This is a genomic window from Sorangium sp. So ce394 (genome assembly GCF_051474665.1).
GTDB lineage: Bacteria > Myxococcota_A > Polyangia > Polyangiales > Polyangiaceae > Sorangium > Sorangium cellulosum_D.
The window spans coordinates 13,163,170-13,180,487 of record NZ_CP150339.1; the positions used below are offsets into that span (position 1 = coordinate 13,163,170).

The 17,318-nt window shown below is 75.0% G+C and carries 13 protein-coding genes, 1 tRNA gene and 1 other RNA gene; 8 read left to right on the plus strand and 7 right to left on the minus strand.

The window, feature by feature from the left end; all coding sequences use genetic code 11:
- The first annotated feature begins 58 nt into the window (after window positions 1-58).
- The 3 genes from WMF33_RS48690 (at window position 59) to WMF33_RS48700 (ending at window position 2,219) form a co-directional block, all read left to right on the plus strand.
- Window positions 59-922, plus strand: a complete 864-nt coding sequence (locus WMF33_RS48690; protein WP_437334964.1) for a Crp/Fnr family transcriptional regulator — start codon at window positions 59-61, stop codon at window positions 920-922.
- 184 nt (window positions 923-1,106) lie between these two features.
- A tRNA-Leu gene (locus tag WMF33_RS48695) sits at window positions 1,107-1,189 on the plus strand.
- Between the two features lie 244 nt (window positions 1,190-1,433).
- Window positions 1,434-2,219 (plus strand): DUF721 domain-containing protein, encoded by a 786-nt coding sequence (locus WMF33_RS48700; RefSeq protein ID WP_437334965.1) that lies wholly within the window; start codon window positions 1,434-1,436, stop codon window positions 2,217-2,219.
- On the opposite strand, the gene WMF33_RS48705 is transcribed toward WMF33_RS48700, so the two are convergent.
- The 4 genes from WMF33_RS48705 to purD form a co-directional block, all read right to left on the minus strand.
- Complete coding sequence (locus WMF33_RS48705) at window positions 2,110-2,958, minus strand: FHA domain-containing protein (protein WP_061626907.1); 849 nt, start codon at window positions 2,956-2,958, stop codon at window positions 2,110-2,112. The genes WMF33_RS48700 and WMF33_RS48705 overlap by 110 nt on opposite strands.
- Window positions 2,959-2,961: 3 nt before the next feature.
- Complete coding sequence (locus WMF33_RS48710; protein WP_437334966.1) at window positions 2,962-3,840, minus strand: FHA domain-containing protein; 879 nt, start codon at window positions 3,838-3,840, stop codon at window positions 2,962-2,964.
- A gap of 177 nt (window positions 3,841-4,017) precedes the next feature.
- Window positions 4,018-4,467, minus strand: a complete 450-nt coding sequence (locus WMF33_RS48715) for a hypothetical protein (protein ID WP_437334967.1) — start codon at window positions 4,465-4,467, stop codon at window positions 4,018-4,020.
- Between the two features lie 188 nt (window positions 4,468-4,655).
- Window positions 4,656-5,993, minus strand: coding sequence for a phosphoribosylamine--glycine ligase (gene purD, locus WMF33_RS48720; protein WP_437334968.1), 1,338 nt, complete (start codon window positions 5,991-5,993; stop codon window positions 4,656-4,658).
- Between the two features lie 287 nt (window positions 5,994-6,280).
- On the opposite strand from purD, the gene WMF33_RS48725 reads away from it, so the two are divergent.
- On the plus strand, window positions 6,281-6,721 hold the full coding sequence (locus WMF33_RS48725; protein ID WP_044987198.1) for a deoxycytidylate deaminase: 441 nt from the start codon (window positions 6,281-6,283) through the stop codon (window positions 6,719-6,721).
- Between the two features lie 79 nt (window positions 6,722-6,800).
- Here WMF33_RS48725 and WMF33_RS48730 read toward each other — a convergent pair whose 3' ends face one another.
- Window positions 6,801-8,207 (minus strand): sigma 54-interacting transcriptional regulator, encoded by a 1,407-nt coding sequence (locus WMF33_RS48730; protein ID WP_437334969.1) that lies wholly within the window; start codon window positions 8,205-8,207, stop codon window positions 6,801-6,803.
- Between the two features lie 345 nt (window positions 8,208-8,552).
- Here WMF33_RS48730 and WMF33_RS48735 point away from each other — a divergent pair, with 345 nt between their 5' ends.
- Window positions 8,553-12,863 (plus strand): protein kinase domain-containing protein, encoded by a 4,311-nt coding sequence (locus WMF33_RS48735; RefSeq protein ID WP_437334970.1) that lies wholly within the window; start codon window positions 8,553-8,555, stop codon window positions 12,861-12,863.
- Between the two features lie 56 nt (window positions 12,864-12,919).
- The gene (locus WMF33_RS48740) at window positions 12,920-14,392 is read left to right on the plus strand and encodes a hypothetical protein (RefSeq protein ID WP_437334971.1); all 1,473 of its coding nucleotides are present in this window, start codon (window positions 12,920-12,922) and stop codon (window positions 14,390-14,392) included.
- An 88-nt stretch (window positions 14,393-14,480) separates the two neighbouring features.
- On the opposite strand, the gene ffs is transcribed toward WMF33_RS48740, so the two are convergent.
- An RNA gene (gene ffs, locus WMF33_RS48745) (signal recognition particle sRNA small type) lies at window positions 14,481-14,570 on the minus strand.
- A 286-nt stretch (window positions 14,571-14,856) separates the two neighbouring features.
- On the opposite strand from ffs, the gene WMF33_RS48750 reads away from it, so the two are divergent.
- Window positions 14,857-15,645, plus strand: coding sequence for a hypothetical protein (locus WMF33_RS48750; protein WP_437334972.1), 789 nt, complete (start codon window positions 14,857-14,859; stop codon window positions 15,643-15,645).
- A gap of 57 nt (window positions 15,646-15,702) precedes the next feature.
- Here the strand turns inward: WMF33_RS48750 and WMF33_RS48755 are convergent, their stop codons facing one another.
- Entirely contained in the window at window positions 15,703-16,626 is a 924-nt protein-coding gene (locus WMF33_RS48755; protein WP_061626240.1) for a hypothetical protein, read from the minus strand.
- A gap of 113 nt (window positions 16,627-16,739) precedes the next feature.
- On the opposite strand from WMF33_RS48755, the gene def reads away from it, so the two are divergent.
- Window positions 16,740-17,315, plus strand: coding sequence for a peptide deformylase (gene def / locus WMF33_RS48760; RefSeq protein ID WP_437334973.1), 576 nt, complete (start codon window positions 16,740-16,742; stop codon window positions 17,313-17,315).
- Window positions 17,316-17,318: the final 3 nt, after the last annotated feature.

Sequence of the window (17,318 nt, forward strand, 5' to 3'; positions counted from 1 at the left end):
GTGTCTCGCAACGCGGCGGACGCGGAGCCCGACCCACGTTGAAGAGGAGTGTCACCCCATGGCGGTCCGTCCATCCGACCTGCACGCGATCCCCCTGTTCGAGAGAATCACGGAGGACCACCTCGACGAGCTGATGAGGGCGTTCCAGCGCCAGGAGGTCCCGTCCGGCCACGTGCTCTTCGAGGCCGGGAGCGCGCCGGCGCACCTGTTCCTCCTGGTCCAGGGCGAGGTCGCGCTGCTCGAGGGGGGCGAGACGCGCTTCCGCCTGAGCCCCATCTCGCCGATCGGCGAGCTCGGCGCGCTCACCGGCTTCCGGCGGACGACGACCGCGGTGACGACGCAGCCCTCGGAGATCTGGCGCATCGGCGTCGCCGAGCTGCAGGACTTCTTCGAGGGGCACGGCGACGTCGCCTACCCGTTCTACAACAACCTGCTCAACGTCGTGGCCGGCAAGATCCGCCGCGACGCGCGGCGGCTCGAGGAGGTGCGCGCGAACCTCATCCGCACGCAGCGGGCGATGAAGCGGCTGCTCGAGCTCGTGCTCGACAGCGAGGAGACGCCGCTCAGCAAGGTCATCTGCGCGACGCTCGAGGAGCTCATCGAGAAGAACCGGCGCTCGCACTACATGGTCGAGCCGGCGCACACGCTGAAGAGCTCCGTCCGCCTGGACAGCGGCGCGCTCGTCCCCGTGGTCGAGCTCTCCGACGGCTGGCTGCGCCTCGCCGGCCTCCGCGACGCCGCGAAGGGCGCGCACTGGAGCGGCGTGCTCATCCTGCCCACGCGCGAGATCCCGGTGAGCGGGACCATCGACGCGATCGACGATCACGGCGCGCTGGTGAGGCTCGATCTCCTGATCGACGAGTACGCCGCCGCGCTCCAGGACTACCTGACGCGCCTCCAGATGCTGGATTTCGTGGTGTGATCTCGCGCCGCGCGGCCGCGATCCGCGGCCGCCGCGCGCCTCGCCCGCCGCTCCCCCGCGCGCGTCGCCGCGCCTCTGCCGCGCTCCGATCGCTCTCAGACCGCGATCGGACGGTCGACGACCGTTGCCAGGATCGCGCCGGGTGATCTACGGTTCCCGGAGCGCACGCTCCTCGGAGCGCTGAGCCGAAGTGGCGGAATGGCAAACGCGGCGGATTCAAAATCCGCTGTCCTCACGGGCTTGTGGGTTCGAGTCCCACCTTCGGTACCGATGCGGAATCCCTGGACGAGGCGCCTCTGCGCGGATCTCGTCCTCTGCGGGCGAGCGTGCTTGCGGCTCCGGGCCGTTCCGGCGGGGTGAGGCGCCCGCGATCGATCGTCGGCTGTCCTGGTCGCGGGGCGGCGGGGCGGGGCCAGGGCGTGGCGGGGGCCGGCCGTCCGCGACGTCGGGCGAGTCGGAACGCCGCGGTCCGCCGGAGCAAGCCGCCGTCGGGCTGCTACGCTCGGCGCGCATGTCGCGTCGGAGCGGAGGTATCGAGCGGCTGGGCGCGCTGATCCAGCGGGCGTCGTCGCTGGCGGCGCCGACGGAGGTCGACACCGCGCCGATGCCGTTCCGCGATTGGGAGGCGGCCGTCGGGTCCCGGATCGCCGCGCGCGCGCGGCCGCTCAAGCTGGAGCGCGGCGTCCTTCACGTGCGCGCGGCGAGCTCGACGTGGGCGCAGGAGCTCTCGATGCTCGGCGACGTGATCACCGCGCAGCTCCGCGCGCGCGGCCTCGCGGTGCAGTCGCTCCGGTTCCGCGTCGGCAAGGTGGAGCCGGTCGCGCGCCCGCCGTGGCGCGAGGAGGTCCGCCCCGCGCCGAAGGAGGCGCCGCTCCCGTCCGAGGTGCGGCGGGAGCTCGGGAAGGTCCCGGATCCCGAGCTGCGCGACGCGATCGCGAAGGCCGCCGCGAGGAACCTCGGCTGGCAGCAAGCCGAGGGGCGCGCGAGCGCGCGCCCTCGCAACGAGCCTCCGGCCCCCGCCGCGGCCCCGCCGCAGCCCTCCCGGGCGCCGGCGCCGCCGACGTCGTCGACGCCGTCGCCCTTTCGGTCGACCTCGCGCGCAGCCGCTCGCGACGCCGCGCCGCCCGCCCCGCGCGCGTCGCCGCGGGCCGCCGCGCCGGCGACCGCGGCGCCGGGCGACGAGGCGGCTACTTCGCCGCGACCAGCCGCTCGAGACCCTCGATCCGCTGCATCAAGAACCGCTCGGTCGGACCGAACGAAGGAGCCATCCGGCGCAGGTCGTCGAGGTAGATCCTGAGCGGCTGGATATCGAGCGACTTCACGCGGCGGACCACGGTGTAGAGCTCGTCGACCACGGGGCCGGGCAGCGGGCGGCGCGCGATCGTGAAGAGCTCGAACGCGTAGTTGACCCACGTGCCCTTGGTCGTCGCGCCCGCGAGGCGGGCCGCGTAGCGCGCGGCGAGCTCCGCGGCCGGCATCTCCAGCGGCACGTTCGTCCGCGCGCGGCTCAGGATGTCGATCAGCACGGTCTGCAGGATGCGCTCGGCCTCCTCGCTCCGCCCCATCGCGAGCGCCTTGTCGGCGAGGCTCGCGAGCAGGCGCAGCGACTGGAAGCCCTTGGAGCCGCCGTCGCCCGTCGGGCTCGTGAGCTCCGTCGGGTCGTCCGACATCTTGCGCATCTCGGTCAGCGCCATCGCGCCGAGCGTCGCGGTCGCGCGCCGGAACTCGACCCCGTAGGCGTCGTGGGGCCGCGACTCCTCGCCGCCGTAGAGCAGCATCTCCTGGCTGCCGATGATGATGCGATCGCCGTCGACCAGCTCGCGCTGGCCGGAGATGCGCGTGCCGTTCACGTACACGCCGTTCCTGCTCTCGAGATCGAGCACGGCCACGCCGTCGCTGCGCACCTGCAGCGTGGCGTGGCGCCGGGACACCAGCGGATCGTCGAGCGAGAGCTGGCAGTCGCCGCTCCGGCCAATCACGAAGGGCCCTTCGGGGAGCTCGAAATCGTGCGCCAAGTACCGGAGGCGGAAAGGCATGGTCTATTTCAGTGCGCCGAGGCGCTCGAGCCCTTCGATTCGCTGGAGGATGAACCGCTCCGCCGGGGTACGTTCTCCCGCACGCTCGCGGAGCCGCTTCGCGTAGCCACGAAGGATGGACATGTCGACGGCCTTCACCTTGCGCAGGACACTATACAGCTCATCGACGAGGTAGGCGGGGAGCAGGAGCTCGAGCCGCGTGTTCAGCTCGAAAATATAGTTGATCCACGACCCCCGGCCGGTGGCGGCGGCGAGGCGGGCGGCGTACGTGCTGGCCTTCTCGACCAGCTCGGGCTGGACGGCCCCGACGCCCCCCTCCCGCGCCTTGGTGAGGATGTCGTTGAGCGAGCGCTGGAGGATGCGCTCGGCCTCGTCGACCCGCCCGAGGGCGAGCGCCTTGTCGGCGACGCTGCCGATGAGGCTCAGCGCGTGCACGCGCTTGTCGGGGTGCTGCGGGATCAGCCCGGGCAGCGACCTGCGCGAGGCGATCGCCGTCGCGCCGTCGTCCTCGCCCGAGGACATCTCGCTCATGTCGACCGTGCGCGCGTTCGGCTGCCGGGTCCAGATCGGCGCGCTGCGCGGCGAGTGCGTCGAGCTCGGCTCGATCGCCCCGAGCAGGAACATCTCCTGCCCCCCGATCGCGATCTTGTCGCCGTCCGACAGGATCTGGCGGCCCGTGATCCGGGTCCCGTTGATGAGCACGCCGTTGCGGCTGCCGAGATCCTCGATCGCGACGCCGCCCTCGCCGACGGTCAAGAGCGCGTGCCTGCGCGACACCAGCGGGTCGTCGAGCGACAGCTGACAATCCGCGCTCCGTCCGATGAAGAACTCGCCGAGCGGCACCTCGAGATCGTGGGCGAGGTAGCGCAATCGGATGCCCATGATCGAGCCATACCAACAGCCCAACAGGCCGTCAAAAGCCAGCTTCTGGGCCGCGTTGCAAAGGTTTGCAAGCCCACAAGAACGCCCGTCGGACGCGGACGGCGAAGTCCGCTTTCGTCGTACAGTATCACACCGTCATCACACCGGCAGGCCCAGCGCGATCGGCCTGGTCGGACCTCAGGGGTGGCTCGAGAGGACCCGGAGCAGCGTGAGGATGAGCCGCGGGTGCGCGAGCAGGCCATAGATCTTGAGGTCTCCGCTGGCCACGAGCCGCGCGAGCTCGCGGAGGGGGCCGCTCTGGCGGCGGTGCAGGAGGCCGAGCTTCGGGAGGCTCAGCCAGCGGTGGAACGCGATGTCCGGGAGCCGGAGCAGCGACGCCTCGTCGCCGCAGAACGTGACGGAGGGGATGCCGATGGCGCCGTCGTGGATGGTGAGGCGCCCGTGATCGAAGCGCATCGTCATCGACGTGCCGGTGTCCTGCGCGACGACGAGCACCGAGCCGCGCAGCGTCCGGAAATCGGACACGCGCCTCGGGTCGCGGCCGAGGTGCTCGCGGATGAGCCGGCCGAAGTGGGCGGCGAGCGCGTTGTCCTCCGCGCCCGGGGCAAGATCGACGATGGGCTCCATGGTGTCGCGCTCTCGGGTCGGGAGCGGCGCAGCGCCGCCCCCCGTCTCTCTGTGGCCGATGCGCTCCCCGGCAAGCCGCGTCGCCGCGCGCACCCGGCGGACGGCCTGGGCGGCGGTGGCGCGCCCTCGTGAAACGATAGGCACGACCGGCGGCCGAGGGTCAAGCGCGGCGCCGCGCGGGCCGCGCCTCACCCGGCGGCGCGCGCTCCGTCCACCCCGATGTCGCGGCGGAGCACCTTGCCGTCGAAGTCGATCGCGCTCACGGCGCGGAACGCGCGCTCCCGCGCCTCCGCGAGCGAGTCGCCCGCGGCGGTGACGGCGAGCACGCGCCCCCCCGCGGTCACGATCGCGCCGTCCCGCTCCGCCGTGCCCGCGTGGTTCACGAAGGCGCCCTCGACCGCGGCCGCGGCGTCGAGGCCGCGGATGACGTCGCCGGTCACGGGCGCCGTCGGGTAGCCGCGCGCCGCGAGGACCACGGTGAGCGCGTGCCGGCCGGGGGCGACGCGCGCCGCCCCGGGGTCGAGCGCGCCCGCCGCGGCCGACGCGCAGAGCTCGGCGACGTCGCCCTCGAGGAGCTCCATCAGCGCCTCGCACTCGGGATCGCCGAAGCGGACGTTGTGCTCGAGCAGGATGGGGTCCCCCGCGGGCGTGATCATCAGGCCCGCGAACAGCACCCCGCGGAAGGGCCTCCCCTCCGCCCGCATGCCGTCGATCGTCGGCCGGAGGATCTCGCGCTCGACGCGGGCGGTGAGCTCGGGGGTGACGCGGGCGCTCGGGGCGAACGCGCCCATGCCGCCGGTGTTCGGCCCGGTGTCGCCCTCGCCGACGCGCTTGTGATCGCGCGCCGCCGGCAGGACGAAGATCGCCTCCCCGTCGCTGAGGGCGTGGACGCTGGCCTCCTCGCCGACGATCGCGTCCTCGAGGATCACGGTCGCGCCGGCGTCGCCGAAGCGGCGATCCACGAGCATGTCCCTCGCCGCCGCGAGCGCCTCGTCGACGGTCGCCGCGACGACGACGCCCTTGCCGGCGCAGAGCCCGTCGGCCTTCACGACGATGGGCGCGCCGCGCTCGCGGATGATGCGGGCCGCCTCGTCGAAGGAGCGCGCGATCTGGAACGGCGCGGTCGGGATGCCGTGGCGGGCGGCGAACTCCTTGAGGAACGCCTTCGACCCCTCGAGGCGCGCCGCCTCGCGGCTCGGCCCGAACACGGCGACGCCCGCGGCGGCGAGCGCGTCGGCGACGCCGGCGCAGAGCGGCGCCTCCGGGCCGACGACGACCAGGTCGACGCGCTCGCGGACGGCGAGCCGGGTCGCCTCGTCGGGCGACAGCGAGGCGAGGTCGGCGCGGCGGATCGGGGCGCGGCCGGGGCCGCCTTGCGCCGTGGTGCCGGCGTTCCCGGGCGCCACGACGACCTCGGCGACCGAGGGCGATCGGGCGAGCGCGCGCGCGAGGGCGTGCTCGCGCCCCCCCGAGCCGAGCACGAGGATGCGGCGATCTGACCGGCGTGGTTTCGCAGTGGAGCTCACGCACGCGCGCTACCACGCGGCGGCCCTCGCTGTCGAGGCGCCTCGCGCGGTCGCCCGTCCGGGAGGGGCTCCGCGGCGCCCGACATCGTGATAGAAGCGCCCGCAGGGCGCGCGGCGCGGCTCGGCCAGGGCCGCGAGCGCGCGCCGCCGGGCCCCCTCGCGCGGGGACGCGCGAGGACCGGAGTGCGGACCCCTGAACATTCTGGAGGGGACAGCGGGCGCGGAGCCTCGGCGTCGATCGGCATCGAGGGGGCAGCGGGCGCGGATCCCCGCCGTGGAGACGAGCGATGACTCACCGGGCTTCGTGGGATGAATACTTCATGCGCATCGCCGAGGTCGTCGCGTCGCGGGCGACCTGCGACCGGAAGCACGTCGGCGCGGTGATCGTTCGCGACAAGAGCATCCTCGCGACCGGGTACAACGGCTCGATCCGGGGGCTGCCCCACTGCGACGAGGAGGGGCACCTCATCGAGGACGGCCACTGCGTGCGCACGATCCACGCGGAGGCGAACGCGATCATCCAGGCCGCGCGGAACGGGGTGCGGATCGACGGCGCGATGGTCTACGTCACGGCCTCGCCGTGCTGGGGGTGCTTCAAGATGATGGCGAACGCGGGGATCTCGCGGGTCGTCTTCGGCGAGTTCTACCGCGACGAGCGCATCTTCCGGTTCGCCACGGAGCTCGGGATCGAGCTCGCCCCGCTCACGCGGCGCGAGACGCCCGCCTGAGGCGTTGCGCGCGGGGGCGCGCGGTCGAGCGAGCCCTCGCGCAACTTGCGCGGCGGCTCGCGCAACGCACGGGCGACGCTCAGGCCTTGCGCGGCCGCGGCAGCCCGTACACGCGGATGCGCTCCACCAGCGTGCGCCGCGAGATCCCGAGCAGCGCCGCGGCGCGCGTCTGGTTGCCCATGCACTGCTCGAGCGCCTGGACGATGCGCTCGCGCTCGTGGGCCTCCATGGCATCGCGCAGCCGCGTGGGGCCGGAGCCCGCGCCGTCGAGCGCGCCCTTCGCGCCGTCCGGCACGCCCCTCGCATCCCCTTGCGGGGAGCTCGGGGACGCGGCCGCCGGGGCGGGCGCCTGAGACGGTTGCACCGGAAGGGTAGGCTCATGCGAGGGACGGGTGGGATCGGCCAGCGGGGAGAGGAGCAGGTGCTCCGGCCCGATGGGCGCCCCGTTGGCGAGGATCACCGCGCGCTCGATCACGTTGCGCAGCTCCCGGATGTTGCCTGGCCAGCTGTGGCGCTGGAGCGCGGCCAGGGCCGCGGGCGAGAGCGGGACGGCCGCGGCGCTCGCCTCGCTGGGGAACAGCTCCTTCGCCGTGCGCTCCGCGAAGAGCTGCGCCAGCGCCGCGACCTCGCCCGGGCGCTCGCGCAGCGGCGGGAGGGTGAGGGTCACGCCGTTCAGCCGGAAGTACAGGTCCTGCCGGAACGCGCCGCGGCTCACCTCGGCCTCGAGGTTGCGGTGCGTCGCCGAGATGAAGCGGACGTCGATCTTCGTGGGGGTCAGGCCGCCGACCCGCATCACCTTCCGCTCCTCGATGACCCGGAGCAGCTTGGCCTGGATCGAGAGCGGCAGCTCGCCGATCTCGTCGAGGAACACCGTGCCCCCCTCGGCCGTCTCGAGCAGCCCCGGCTTCGCCCGGACGGCGCCGGTGAAGGCGCCGCGCTCGTGGCCGAACAGCTCGCTCTCGAGCAGCGACTCGGAGAGCGCGACGCAGCTGAGGCGCAGGAGCGGCCGGCCCGCGCGCGGCGACGCCCTGTGGATCGACTCGGCGAGCACCTCCTTGCCGACGCCCGTCTCGCCGAGGAGCAGGATGTTGATGGGGCCCTTCGCGACGCGCTCGGCCAGCGCGTAGACGGCGCGCATGGCGTCGTCCTTGACGATGACGTCCTTGCGCGCGCCCCGCTCGCCGTCCCTCTGCCGGAGGATGACGCGCGCGGCGCCCAGGTAGATCACGTCGCCGGGCGCGAGCTCGACGGCGCCGCGCGCGGGCGCGCCCTTGCCGACGTCGATGAGGCGCTCGGTCGCCGCGCTGCTGTGCCGGGTGCGCACGCGCGTCCCGTTGCTGCTGCCGAGGTCCTCGATCCGGAGCGGCGGGCCGAGGTGCAGCACCGCGTGCCGGCGCGACACCGAGGAGTCCGGGACGCAGATGCCGGCGTCCTCGTCCCTGCCGAGGACGACGCTCCCGGAGCCCGGCAGCTGCCGCGTGCTCATCGAGCTCTGGGTGATGATCAGGACCTCGAGCGGGCCACCATCGCGGGAAACAAACTCCGGCTCAGCCACATCGCACCCCAGAGTCGCGCTGGGCGCCCGAGGGCGCCCTTCCACTGCACGCGTGCGATCCGTCCCGGGGACCGTTGCGGCAGCTCGCGCAGGACGGCGGCCAGGACCGAGGGCGCGCCTTGCAGGCCGCTGCGTAGCATGGACGCGCGCGCAGGGCGACTGCCGTCGCGCTCGCTTCGCCCGCTCGACCTCCGGCGGCGACGCAGGGCGACGATCGTCGCCCCGCCGAGGCGGCGCGCTCCCGGCGAGGCGGCGTGGGCGGTAGAATTTCCGCGGATGATCGCGCGAGACCCGTTCGGCTGGGTGGGCAGCACCATCGGCGGCAAGCTGCTGGTGGACGCCGTGGCCGGGGAGGGGGCGTTCGGCGTCGTCTACCGGGCGACGCACCTGGGCTTCCAGGAGCAGGTCGCGGTCAAGTGCTTGAAAATACCCGCGGATCTCTCGCTGGAAGAGCGGGGGGCGCTGCTCGACACGTTCGAGCGCGAGGCGCGGCTGCTGCACCGGCTCTCGCGCCGGACGACGGGCATCGTCCAGGCGCTCGACGTCGCCGCGGCGACCTCGCCGGAGGGCCACTGGACGCCGTACCTCGTCATGGAGTGGCTCGAGGGGGAGACGCTCGCGCAGCACATCGACGCGCGGAGCGCCGCCGGGCGCGGGCCGTACCCCGTCGACGAGGCGATCGAGCTCCTCGCGCCGGCGGTGTCGGCGCTCGCGATGGCGCACGACGAGCGCGTCTCGCACCGCGACATCAAGCCGGCGAACCTGTTCCTCGTCGGGTCGCCCGGCGCGACGACGATGAAGGTCGTCGATTTCGGCATCGCCAAGGTGATCGACGCGTCGATGCCGCTGTCGAAGGCGCTCGTCGAGACGGCGCGCTCGGCGACGCCGGCGCCCAGCGGGGCCGCGACCGAGACGACGCAGGAGCTCGCGGCGTCGCGGACGCTGCACGCGTTCACCCCGCTCTACGGCGCCCCGGAGCAGTTCAACCCGCGGCTGGGCGCGACCGGGCCCTGGACCGACGTGTTCGCGCTGGGGCTCATCCTGCTGCAGCTCGCCTCGGGCAAGCAGCCGCTCGACGGGAGCGACTGGGCCGATCTCTACCTCGCCGCCGTCGACTCGCGCAGGCGGCCGTCGTTCGCGGGGCTGGGCGTCGCGGCGAGCCCCGCGCTCGAGGGGGTCATCGCGCGCGCCGTCGCGGTCGAGCCCGCGGCGCGCTTCCGGGACGCGCGGGAGCTCGGCGAGGCGCTCGCGCGCGTCCCGGAAGCGCGCCGCGGCGCCGCGCCGAGGCCCGCCGATGCGCTCTCGGCCACGCTGCCGGACGCCGCCTCCGCGCCCGCGTCGGGGCGCGCGCCGCCCCCGGCCTTCGCGGCGCCCGCGCGCGCCGCGAGGGCCGCGCCGCCGGCCGGCGAGTACCGCGTCTGCACCGTGCTCTCGGCGGAGATCGTGGCCGGCGGCGATGGGCAGGCGCCGCTCGATCCGGAGCAGGAGCTCGAGCTCCGCGAGGCCTGCCTCGCGCTCGTCCGCGCGCGGGTCGAGGGCCTCGGCGGCGTCGTGGACGGCCGCGGCAGCGGCGCCATCTCCGCGCTGTTCGGCGCGCCGCGCGCGAGCGACAACGACGCCGAGCGGGCGGTCCGCGCCGGGCTGGAGCTCGCCGCGATCGACGCGGCGTCGCTCGGCGCAGAGCTGCCGCCGGGGTGCCGGCCGAGGCTGCGCGTGGGCATCAGCACGGGGAGGCTGTTCGTGAGCGGCGCGGCCGCGCCGGGCGCCCCGGTCGACGCCTCCGGCGAGGCCCTGCGGGCGGCCGCGCAGCTCCAGCAGGCCGCCGCGCCGGGCGCGGTGCTGATCGCGCAGCCCACGTTCCGGCAGGTCGCCGGCCTCTTCCAGGTCGAGCCGCAGGGCGGCGACGCGCCGAGCTTCCGCGTCCTCAAGGTCGCGAGCGGATCGATCGCCGGATCCGATTTCCTCGGGCAGGGCACCCGCTTCGTCGGGCGGACGGCGGAGCTGCAGCGGCTCTCCGAGGCGCTGGAGACCGTCGTCGCGGAGCGGCGCGCGATGTTCGTCTCCGTGATCGGCGCGGGCGGCGTCGGGCGCAGCCGCCTCCTGTCGGAGATCCGGTCGATGGCGCCGCCTCTTGCGGGCCCGTGCGTCGTGCTCGCCGCGGCGTGCTCCTCGCTGTCGATGGACGCGAGCTACCACCTCGCCGCGTCGCTCCTGCGCGCCCACTTCCGCGTCCAGGACGACGACGCGCGCGACGTCGTGCTGCGCAAGCTCAGGGCCGGCGTCTCCGGGGCGGGCGCGGGCGAAGGCGCCGACGGCGCGCCCCATCCGCTGGCCCTGGCGGACGCGCTGGACGAGATCGCGGCCGTGCTCTGCCCGCGCCGCGCGGCGCCGGCCGCGTCCGCGACCGCGATCGTCCCCGACGAGGGCGGCGCGGACGTCAAGAAGCGGGTGGCCGCGGCCGTCGCGGTGCTCCTGCGGGCCGTGGCCGCGCGCGGGGCCGTGGTCGTCCTGCTCGACGACATCCACTGGGCGGACGACGCCAGCCTCGACCTCTTCGACGACCTCGTCGTGCGCCTCTCGGACGCGCCGCTGCTCCTCGTCGGCGCCGCGCGGCCCGAGCTCTACGAGCGGCGGCCGCACTGGGGCGAGGGGAAGGCGAGCCACGCGCGCCTCGATCTCGGCCCGCTGTCGCGGCGGCACGTCGAGGACATGGCCCGCGATCGCCTGCGCCTCGCCGCGCCCTGCTCCGCGGAGGCCGTCCGCGCCCTGGCCGAGCGCGCGGAGGGCAACCCGCTCATTCTGACCGAGACGCTGTACCTGCTCATCGACGTCGGCGCCCTCGAGCGGCGCGCCGGCGAGCCGTGGATCCTGCACGAGGAGAAGCTCGCCCGGCTCTCGCTGCCGGCGACGATCCAGGGCGTCGTCCAGGCGCGGCTCGATCGGCTCGACGGCGAGGCGCGGGCCGTCCTGGCGCAGGCGGCCGTGGTCGGCAGGACGTTCTGGAAGGGCGCGATCGACCACCTCCGCGGCGTCGCGCCGCTCGATGGCGGCGCGTCGAGCACCGCGGACGTGCTGCGCCGGCTCCGGGATCAGCAGATCATCCGCGCGCGCGACGCGTCGACCTTCCCCGAGGACGGCGAGTACGTCTTCGCCGAGGCGGCGACCCAGGAGATCGCCTACGACACGCTCAGCCTCAAGGTGCGCCGCGCGATGCACCGCGCGGTCGCCGCCTGGCTCGACGGCATGTCGGCGGCGCCCCGGGGGCCCGGGGAGGTCGGGGCGGCGCTCGCGGCGCTGCACCACGATCGCGGCGGCGACGCGCGGAGCGCCGCGCTCGCCTACGCCCGCGCCGCGGCGAGCGCGGCGTCGCTCGGGCAGAACGCCGAGGCGCTGCGCCACTTCGAGCGCGCCCGGGAGATCCACGCGCGCGCCGAGGGCGGCCCCGAGGCGAGCGGCCCCGAGGCGCGCGCCGCGTCGGCGGGCGGCGAGCGCCGGCTGTTCGCGTGGCACGAGCGCGCCGGGCTCCTGCTCGACGCCGGCGACGCGCTCCGGCGGGCAGGCCGCCTCGACGAGGCGGAGCGCGCGTACCACGAGGCGCGGGCGCGGATCCTCCGCGTGGAGCGGCGCGCCTCCGCGCCGCCCGCGCGCGACCCGAGCGCGGCGCTGCTCTGGGACGCGCGCGTCGATTACCGCCTCGCCCTCGCGCTCAAGGTGCGCGGCGCGACGGCCGAGGCGCGCGCGCTCGTCGAGCGGGCGATCGCGCTCGCCGAGCGCGGCGGCGCCGCCCCGGAGGCGCTCCCGATGGTCGGCCTGCTCGCGGCGCTCCACCGGCGCGACGGCGATCTCGACGCCTGCCGCGCGGTCGCGCTCCGGAGCCTGCGCGTCTGCGCGACGCTGCCGCCCGGCGACGGCCGCCGCCGCGAGGCCGCGTCGCAGCTGCTCCTCGCGCTCGGGACGGTGTTCTACTCGCGCGGCCGGCTGGTGCAGGCCGAGCGCTGCTACCGCCAGGCCGCGCGCGCGGTCGACGAGCGCGCGTCCCCAGAGGCGCTGAGCTTCGCGCTGAACGGCGTCGCGGCGGCGCTGTTCGCGCGGGGCGACCTCGGCGGCGCCCGCGAGGTGTTCGCCCGCGCGCTCGCGCTGAAGGAGCGGCTCGGCGATCTCCAGGCGATCGCCTCCGGGCACAACAACCTCGCGGAGGTCGAGCTCCGGCTCTCGCGCCCGCGCGCCGCGCTCGAGCACGCGCGGCGCGCGGTGACGCTGGGCGAGCAGGCCGGCGCGGGCGCCGACCTGCCGGACGCGTACCGCAACCTGGCCGCGGCGCTGCTCGCGGTCGGCCACGTCGGCGAGGCGCTCGAGTCCGGCTGCGCGGCGCTGCGCCTCGCCGAGGTGGGCGGCGGGCGCGTGTACCTCGCCGACGTGGCGCTCGGCCTCGCGACGATCTGCCGCGCGGGCCTGCGCGACGCCGCGACGCGCCCTCGCGCCGAGGCCGCCGTCGCGCAGCTCTCCGCCTCGCTGGCGGCGCATTTCGTGGAGGGCGAGCTCGCCGCGCGGGCGCGCGAGTGCCGCGCGGTGCTCGCGGGGTCCTGAGGGGCCGCGCCTCTTCTCGTTGGGCAGCGCGGCGTGCCGCGCAGGAGACGTTCGTCATGATCAAGGCTTGGAATCAGGCAGCTCTCGTTTTGACCGCCATGGCCGCGCTCGGCCCGGCGGCGCTCGGGTGCGCGTCGGACCCTGAACCGACGAAGGGCGCGTGCCCGGGCGCGCTCACGGCCTCCGGCGCGTGCATCGGCGTCCCCGCCGGCGCGCTCTGCGGCGGCGACTTCTGCGCCGGGTCCGTCGATTGCGCCGAGGTGATCGAGGTCGCGAGCCCCGCGGCGCTCTCGCCGGCCGCCGCGGCGGCGGAGCCCGGGGCGTGCATCGCGCTCGGCCCCGGCACGTACGGCGCCGTCGATCTGCCGCCCGGCGTGAGCCTGCTGGGCAGGGGCGCCGGCTCCGTGACCGTGGCGGCGGTCTCGCTCGCGGCCGGCGACGGCGCCGTCCTCCGCGGGCTCACGGTCGGCGAGGGCGGCGTCGTGGTCGCGGCCGGCGCGCGGGCGCGGATCGAGGCGGTGCGCGTCGCCGGGAGCGCGGCCGACGGCGTGACGGTCGGCCTCGGCGCGACGCTCGACCTCGTCGACGCGGCGATCGAGGGCTCGGCGCGCTACGGCCTGAGCGTGTTCGACGCCGACCGCGTCTCGGTGGTGCGGTCCGTCGTCTCCGGCTCGCGGGGGCCGGGGCTGTGGGCGCAGTGCACCGGCGGCTGCGACTGCGAGGCGACGGTGGACCTCGAGGTCGAGGACGCGGTCCTCCGCGACAACAAGGTGGTCGGCGTGTCGCTCGTCGGGGCGCGCGCCTCGCTGTCCCGCATCGAGGTGAGCGGTAACGGCCTGACCGGGTTCGACCCGAGCGGCGGCGTCTCCGTGTCCAGCTGCTCGAGCCTCGAGGCGACGTCCCTCAAGGTGGCCGACAACAGCGGCTTCGGTCTCCTGATCGACGGCGCGAGCGCGGCGATCGGCGGGGACGGCGCGGGGTTCGAGGTGAGCGGCAACCAGCCCGGGATCTGGATCCAGAACACGACGCCGGAGCAGCCCGTCGCGCTCCGCGGGGGCGTCCTCGAGAAGAACAGGGCCATCGGCCTGGGCATGAGCGGCGAGGCGCGCGGCATCATCATCGACGGCATGCGCATCGCCGGGACCTTCGCCGACTCGGCGGTGGTGAGCGCGAGCGGCGAGCAGGCCCAGGAGGTCGTGGGCGACGGCGTGAGCTGGCAGGAGCGGGCGCAGGCGGCGATCCACGGGCTCGTCCTCAGCGGCAACGGGCTCGAGTCCATCAACCCGTCCATCGAGCCGTCGCGCCGGGCGAGCATACTCATCGACGGCGACGTCGGCCGGGACAGCCGCCTCGGGGCCATCACGCTCGAGGGCGGCGACGAGGAGGCGGGCATCGTGCAGCAGCGCCTGGCCGCCGGCGGCGTCAGCCCGCTGCGGAGCACGGATGTCCCGCGCATCACGACGAGCCCGGACGCGCTCTTCTCCGTGCCCGTCGCGCCCATCGCGCCGGCGGCGCTCGAAGCGCCTTGATGCGCCGGTCGTGCCCGCGGCAGCGACCTGGCACCGGGCTCCGCGACCGCGCCCGGGGTGGGTGCGGGAGCGCGTCGAGCCCACAAAAAGCAAGTGGGCCCGCCACACCCGCTTTCCGCTACCGTTGCTCCCTTCCGGGCCTGGCGGGGTTCACGGCGCGCTGTCGGCGGACCCATGAGGTCCAGGCGCTTTCGCCTGACGCACGGACTACGTAGTCGAACCTCGGCGCCGTGTCGAGCCTTATGAAGCGCGCCGCGGCGCGCTCGTGAGCGCCACGGCGTCTCGGCCGCGCGACGAACGCCCGAGGGCCTGCCTCCCCGCGTTCTTCCGCCGAGGGCCATCCGGATGCAGTCGGAGCGCAATTCGCCGCGCGCGCGGGGGGAGGGTGGCGGGGTGGGTGGAGCCGGAGCGCGCGTCGCCCGGGACTTGCCTCGTTCGGGAAGCCCCGTACGCTTGGAGGTGTCGTGGATCCGTTCGATTCCGAGGACGAGGGGCGGGGCAGCCGGCTGATTCCGGTGCTGCTCTTCACCGGCTCCGCAGCGCTGGCCGCGGCCGCGCTCCGGTTCGCCTGGCAGCAGCCGGTGATCATGGCGGCGGTGCTCGGCCTGGTCCTCGCGTTCGCGGCGGCCCGCTGGCTCGCTCGCCGCAAGCTGCGCCGGCTGCTCCGCTCGGGCGACGTGCGCTCGGTGCTGCAGCGCTGGTCGCCGACGCTGCATCGCATCCCGCACCCCGCCACGATGGCGCCGCTCATGACGGCGACGGCGTTCGCCGCCTACGGCTGGGTCGAGAAGGCGCGGGCGGCCATGGCGGCGGCCGAGCGGGGGCCGGCGTGGGACGCGGCGCTCGAGCACCGGCTCTTCCTGGACACGCTCCTCTACACCTTCGAGGGCGATCGCGACGCGGCCCTTGAGCGCGCCGGTCGCCTGGAGCGCCTCCCGCTCCCGAACGTCAGCTCTCCTTTCCGCAACCGGGTGGTCACCTTGCGGGCGGCGGCCGGCGCGCTCGCCCGCGCCTTCGCGCACACGAGCGTGCCGGGCGACCGCGCGCTCCTGGAGCGCGCGAGCGAGGTCAGCCCGCTCGTCTTCTGGGCCATGCGCTACGCCGCGGCCGTCATCGCCATCGACGAGGGCGAGCTCACCCGCGTCGGGGAGCTGCTCGCCAACGCGCCGTCGTGGCCGCAGGAGTCGACGTTCCGCGCCTTCCACGACGAGATCGCCGATCGCGCCGGCCTCCCGCGCCCGGCGAGCGCGTAGCGCGCCCGGCCGTCGCGCGCGGGGCCGCGAGAGGCCCCGCTCGACCGAGGGGCCCGCTCAGCCCTGGAACAGCGTGCGGATGTAGCAGTACGCGCGCGCCTCGGGGGCGGCGCTCTCGGCGCCGTGCGGCGGGTCCGGCACGAACGCGCCGAGCGCGCCGAGCGCGCCGTCGATCGCGAACGTGCGCAGCACGATCCTCGCGCGCGCGCCCGCGAAGCACGGCTTGCGGTAGGCGACCTCGACCCTGCGGGCGAGCACCGCCGTGCCGTGCCCGTGCTGCGCGAGCCGCCGGAGCGCCGCCTCCGCGAAGAGCCGCGGGTACACGAGCGAGTTCACGTGCTGGTTGCCGTCCGTGTGATCCAGGCCGAACGCGATCGGGATCGGATCCAGCGTCGGCTCCGGGTCGAACGGCTCCGCGCCCGCCGGCAGGCCCATCAGCGCCTCCGGCGAGCGCCAGGCGTAGCGCTCCGGCGGGACCGGCGGCAGGTCCTGCGCGTCGAAGCGCAGCACCTTGCGCGCGCCGGGCTCGGCGAAGGGCCGCGTGAACACGTGCTCCGCGAACACCCGGCCGACCTGGATCGGCTCGCCGGCGCCGGGCGGCGGCGGGCCGTAGGTCCGGCTGCGGCGCGCGCTGGCCGAGAGCCACATGGCCAGGATCAGCCGGTTCACCTCCGACGCGGCGTCCTCCGTGCGCGCGAGCTGGTAGCTGCCCTTGAGCGCTAGCGGCTCCCGCGCCGCGACGGGGCCGTCGCCGCCCTCGATGATGAGGCGGGTGAGGATCGGGATGATCCCCTGCGTGGTCATCAGCGCCTCGACGGGGCTCGCGCGCAGGAGCTTCACCCAGATCGCGGGCCCGAGGCCGTGCGGCAGCGCGTCCAGCATCACCCGTCCGTTCTGGCTGACGTCTTCGAAGCGGAGGTGCATGACGGCGGTCGCCTGCTGCTGCTCGGGGACGTGGGGCTCGTCGGGGAAGTAGTGCATGGCCCCTCTCCATAGCTGACGCAAAAGCGCGCCGCATGGCCGCGCGCGTGGTCGACGATCGCGCGGCCCCGCGGGACGGGGGCGGCGGCGCGCGCGTATGGTACGATCGGCGCGTGACGCTCCTGAAAATCGCCCACATCGGCAACCCCGTCCTCAGGCAGCGAGCGCGCGAGGTCACGCCGGAAGAGCTCTCGTCTCCCGCCATGCAGGCGTTCATCGACGACCTGGTCGAGACGATGCGCGACGCGAACGGCGCGGGCATCGCCGCCCCTCAGGTCCACGCGCCGCTGCGCATCTTCGCGGTCGAGGTGCAGAACAACCCACGGTATCCGTACAAGCCCAACATCCCGCTCACGATCGTGGTCAACCCCGTGATCGAGCCGCTCACGCAGGAGACGTTCGAGAACTACGAAGGGTGCCTGAGCGTCCCGAACCTGAGGGGCGTCGTCGATCGGTACACCGAGATCCGCCTGACCGGCCTGGATCGCGACGGGAAGCCGATCGACCGCGTCGTGCGCGGGCTGTCGGCGGGCACCTTCCAGCACGAGAAGGACCACGTCGACGGCGTGCTCTTCGTCGATCGCGTGAAGGATCCCCGCACGCTCTGCACGTGGGCGGAGTTCGACCGCTACCACAAGCAGCCCTTCGTCGAGCGCATCGTCCCGTTCATCCAGCGGATGGGCGGCTGAGGT

What these genes read in the sequence shown, in the direction of transcription:
- WMF33_RS48740 (WP_437334971.1), top strand. Translation starts at nt 12,920, where the DNA reads ATGATCAAGGCTTGGAATCAGGCAGCTCTCGTTTTGACCGCCATGGCC.
- WMF33_RS48715 (WP_437334967.1), bottom strand. Translation starts at nt 4,467, where the DNA reads ATGGAGCCCATCGTCGATCTTGCCCCGGGCGCGGAGGACAACGCGCTC.
- WMF33_RS48705 (WP_061626907.1), bottom strand. Translation starts at nt 2,958, where the DNA reads ATGCCTTTCCGCCTCCGGTACTTGGCGCACGATTTCGAGCTCCCCGAA.
- WMF33_RS48730 (WP_437334969.1), bottom strand. Translation starts at nt 8,207, where the DNA reads ATGAGCACGCGGCAGCTGCCGGGCTCCGGGAGCGTCGTCCTCGGCAGG.
- WMF33_RS48690 (WP_437334964.1), top strand. Translation starts at nt 59, where the DNA reads ATGGCGGTCCGTCCATCCGACCTGCACGCGATCCCCCTGTTCGAGAGA.
- WMF33_RS48700 (WP_437334965.1), top strand. Translation starts at nt 1,434, where the DNA reads ATGTCGCGTCGGAGCGGAGGTATCGAGCGGCTGGGCGCGCTGATCCAG.
- WMF33_RS48710 (WP_437334966.1), bottom strand. Translation starts at nt 3,840, where the DNA reads ATGGGCATCCGATTGCGCTACCTCGCCCACGATCTCGAGGTGCCGCTC.
- WMF33_RS48755 (WP_061626240.1), bottom strand. Translation starts at nt 16,626, where the DNA reads ATGCACTACTTCCCCGACGAGCCCCACGTCCCCGAGCAGCAGCAGGCG.
- WMF33_RS48725 (WP_044987198.1), top strand. Translation starts at nt 6,281, where the DNA reads ATGACTCACCGGGCTTCGTGGGATGAATACTTCATGCGCATCGCCGAG.
- WMF33_RS48735 (WP_437334970.1), top strand. Translation starts at nt 8,553, where the DNA reads ATGATCGCGCGAGACCCGTTCGGCTGGGTGGGCAGCACCATCGGCGGC.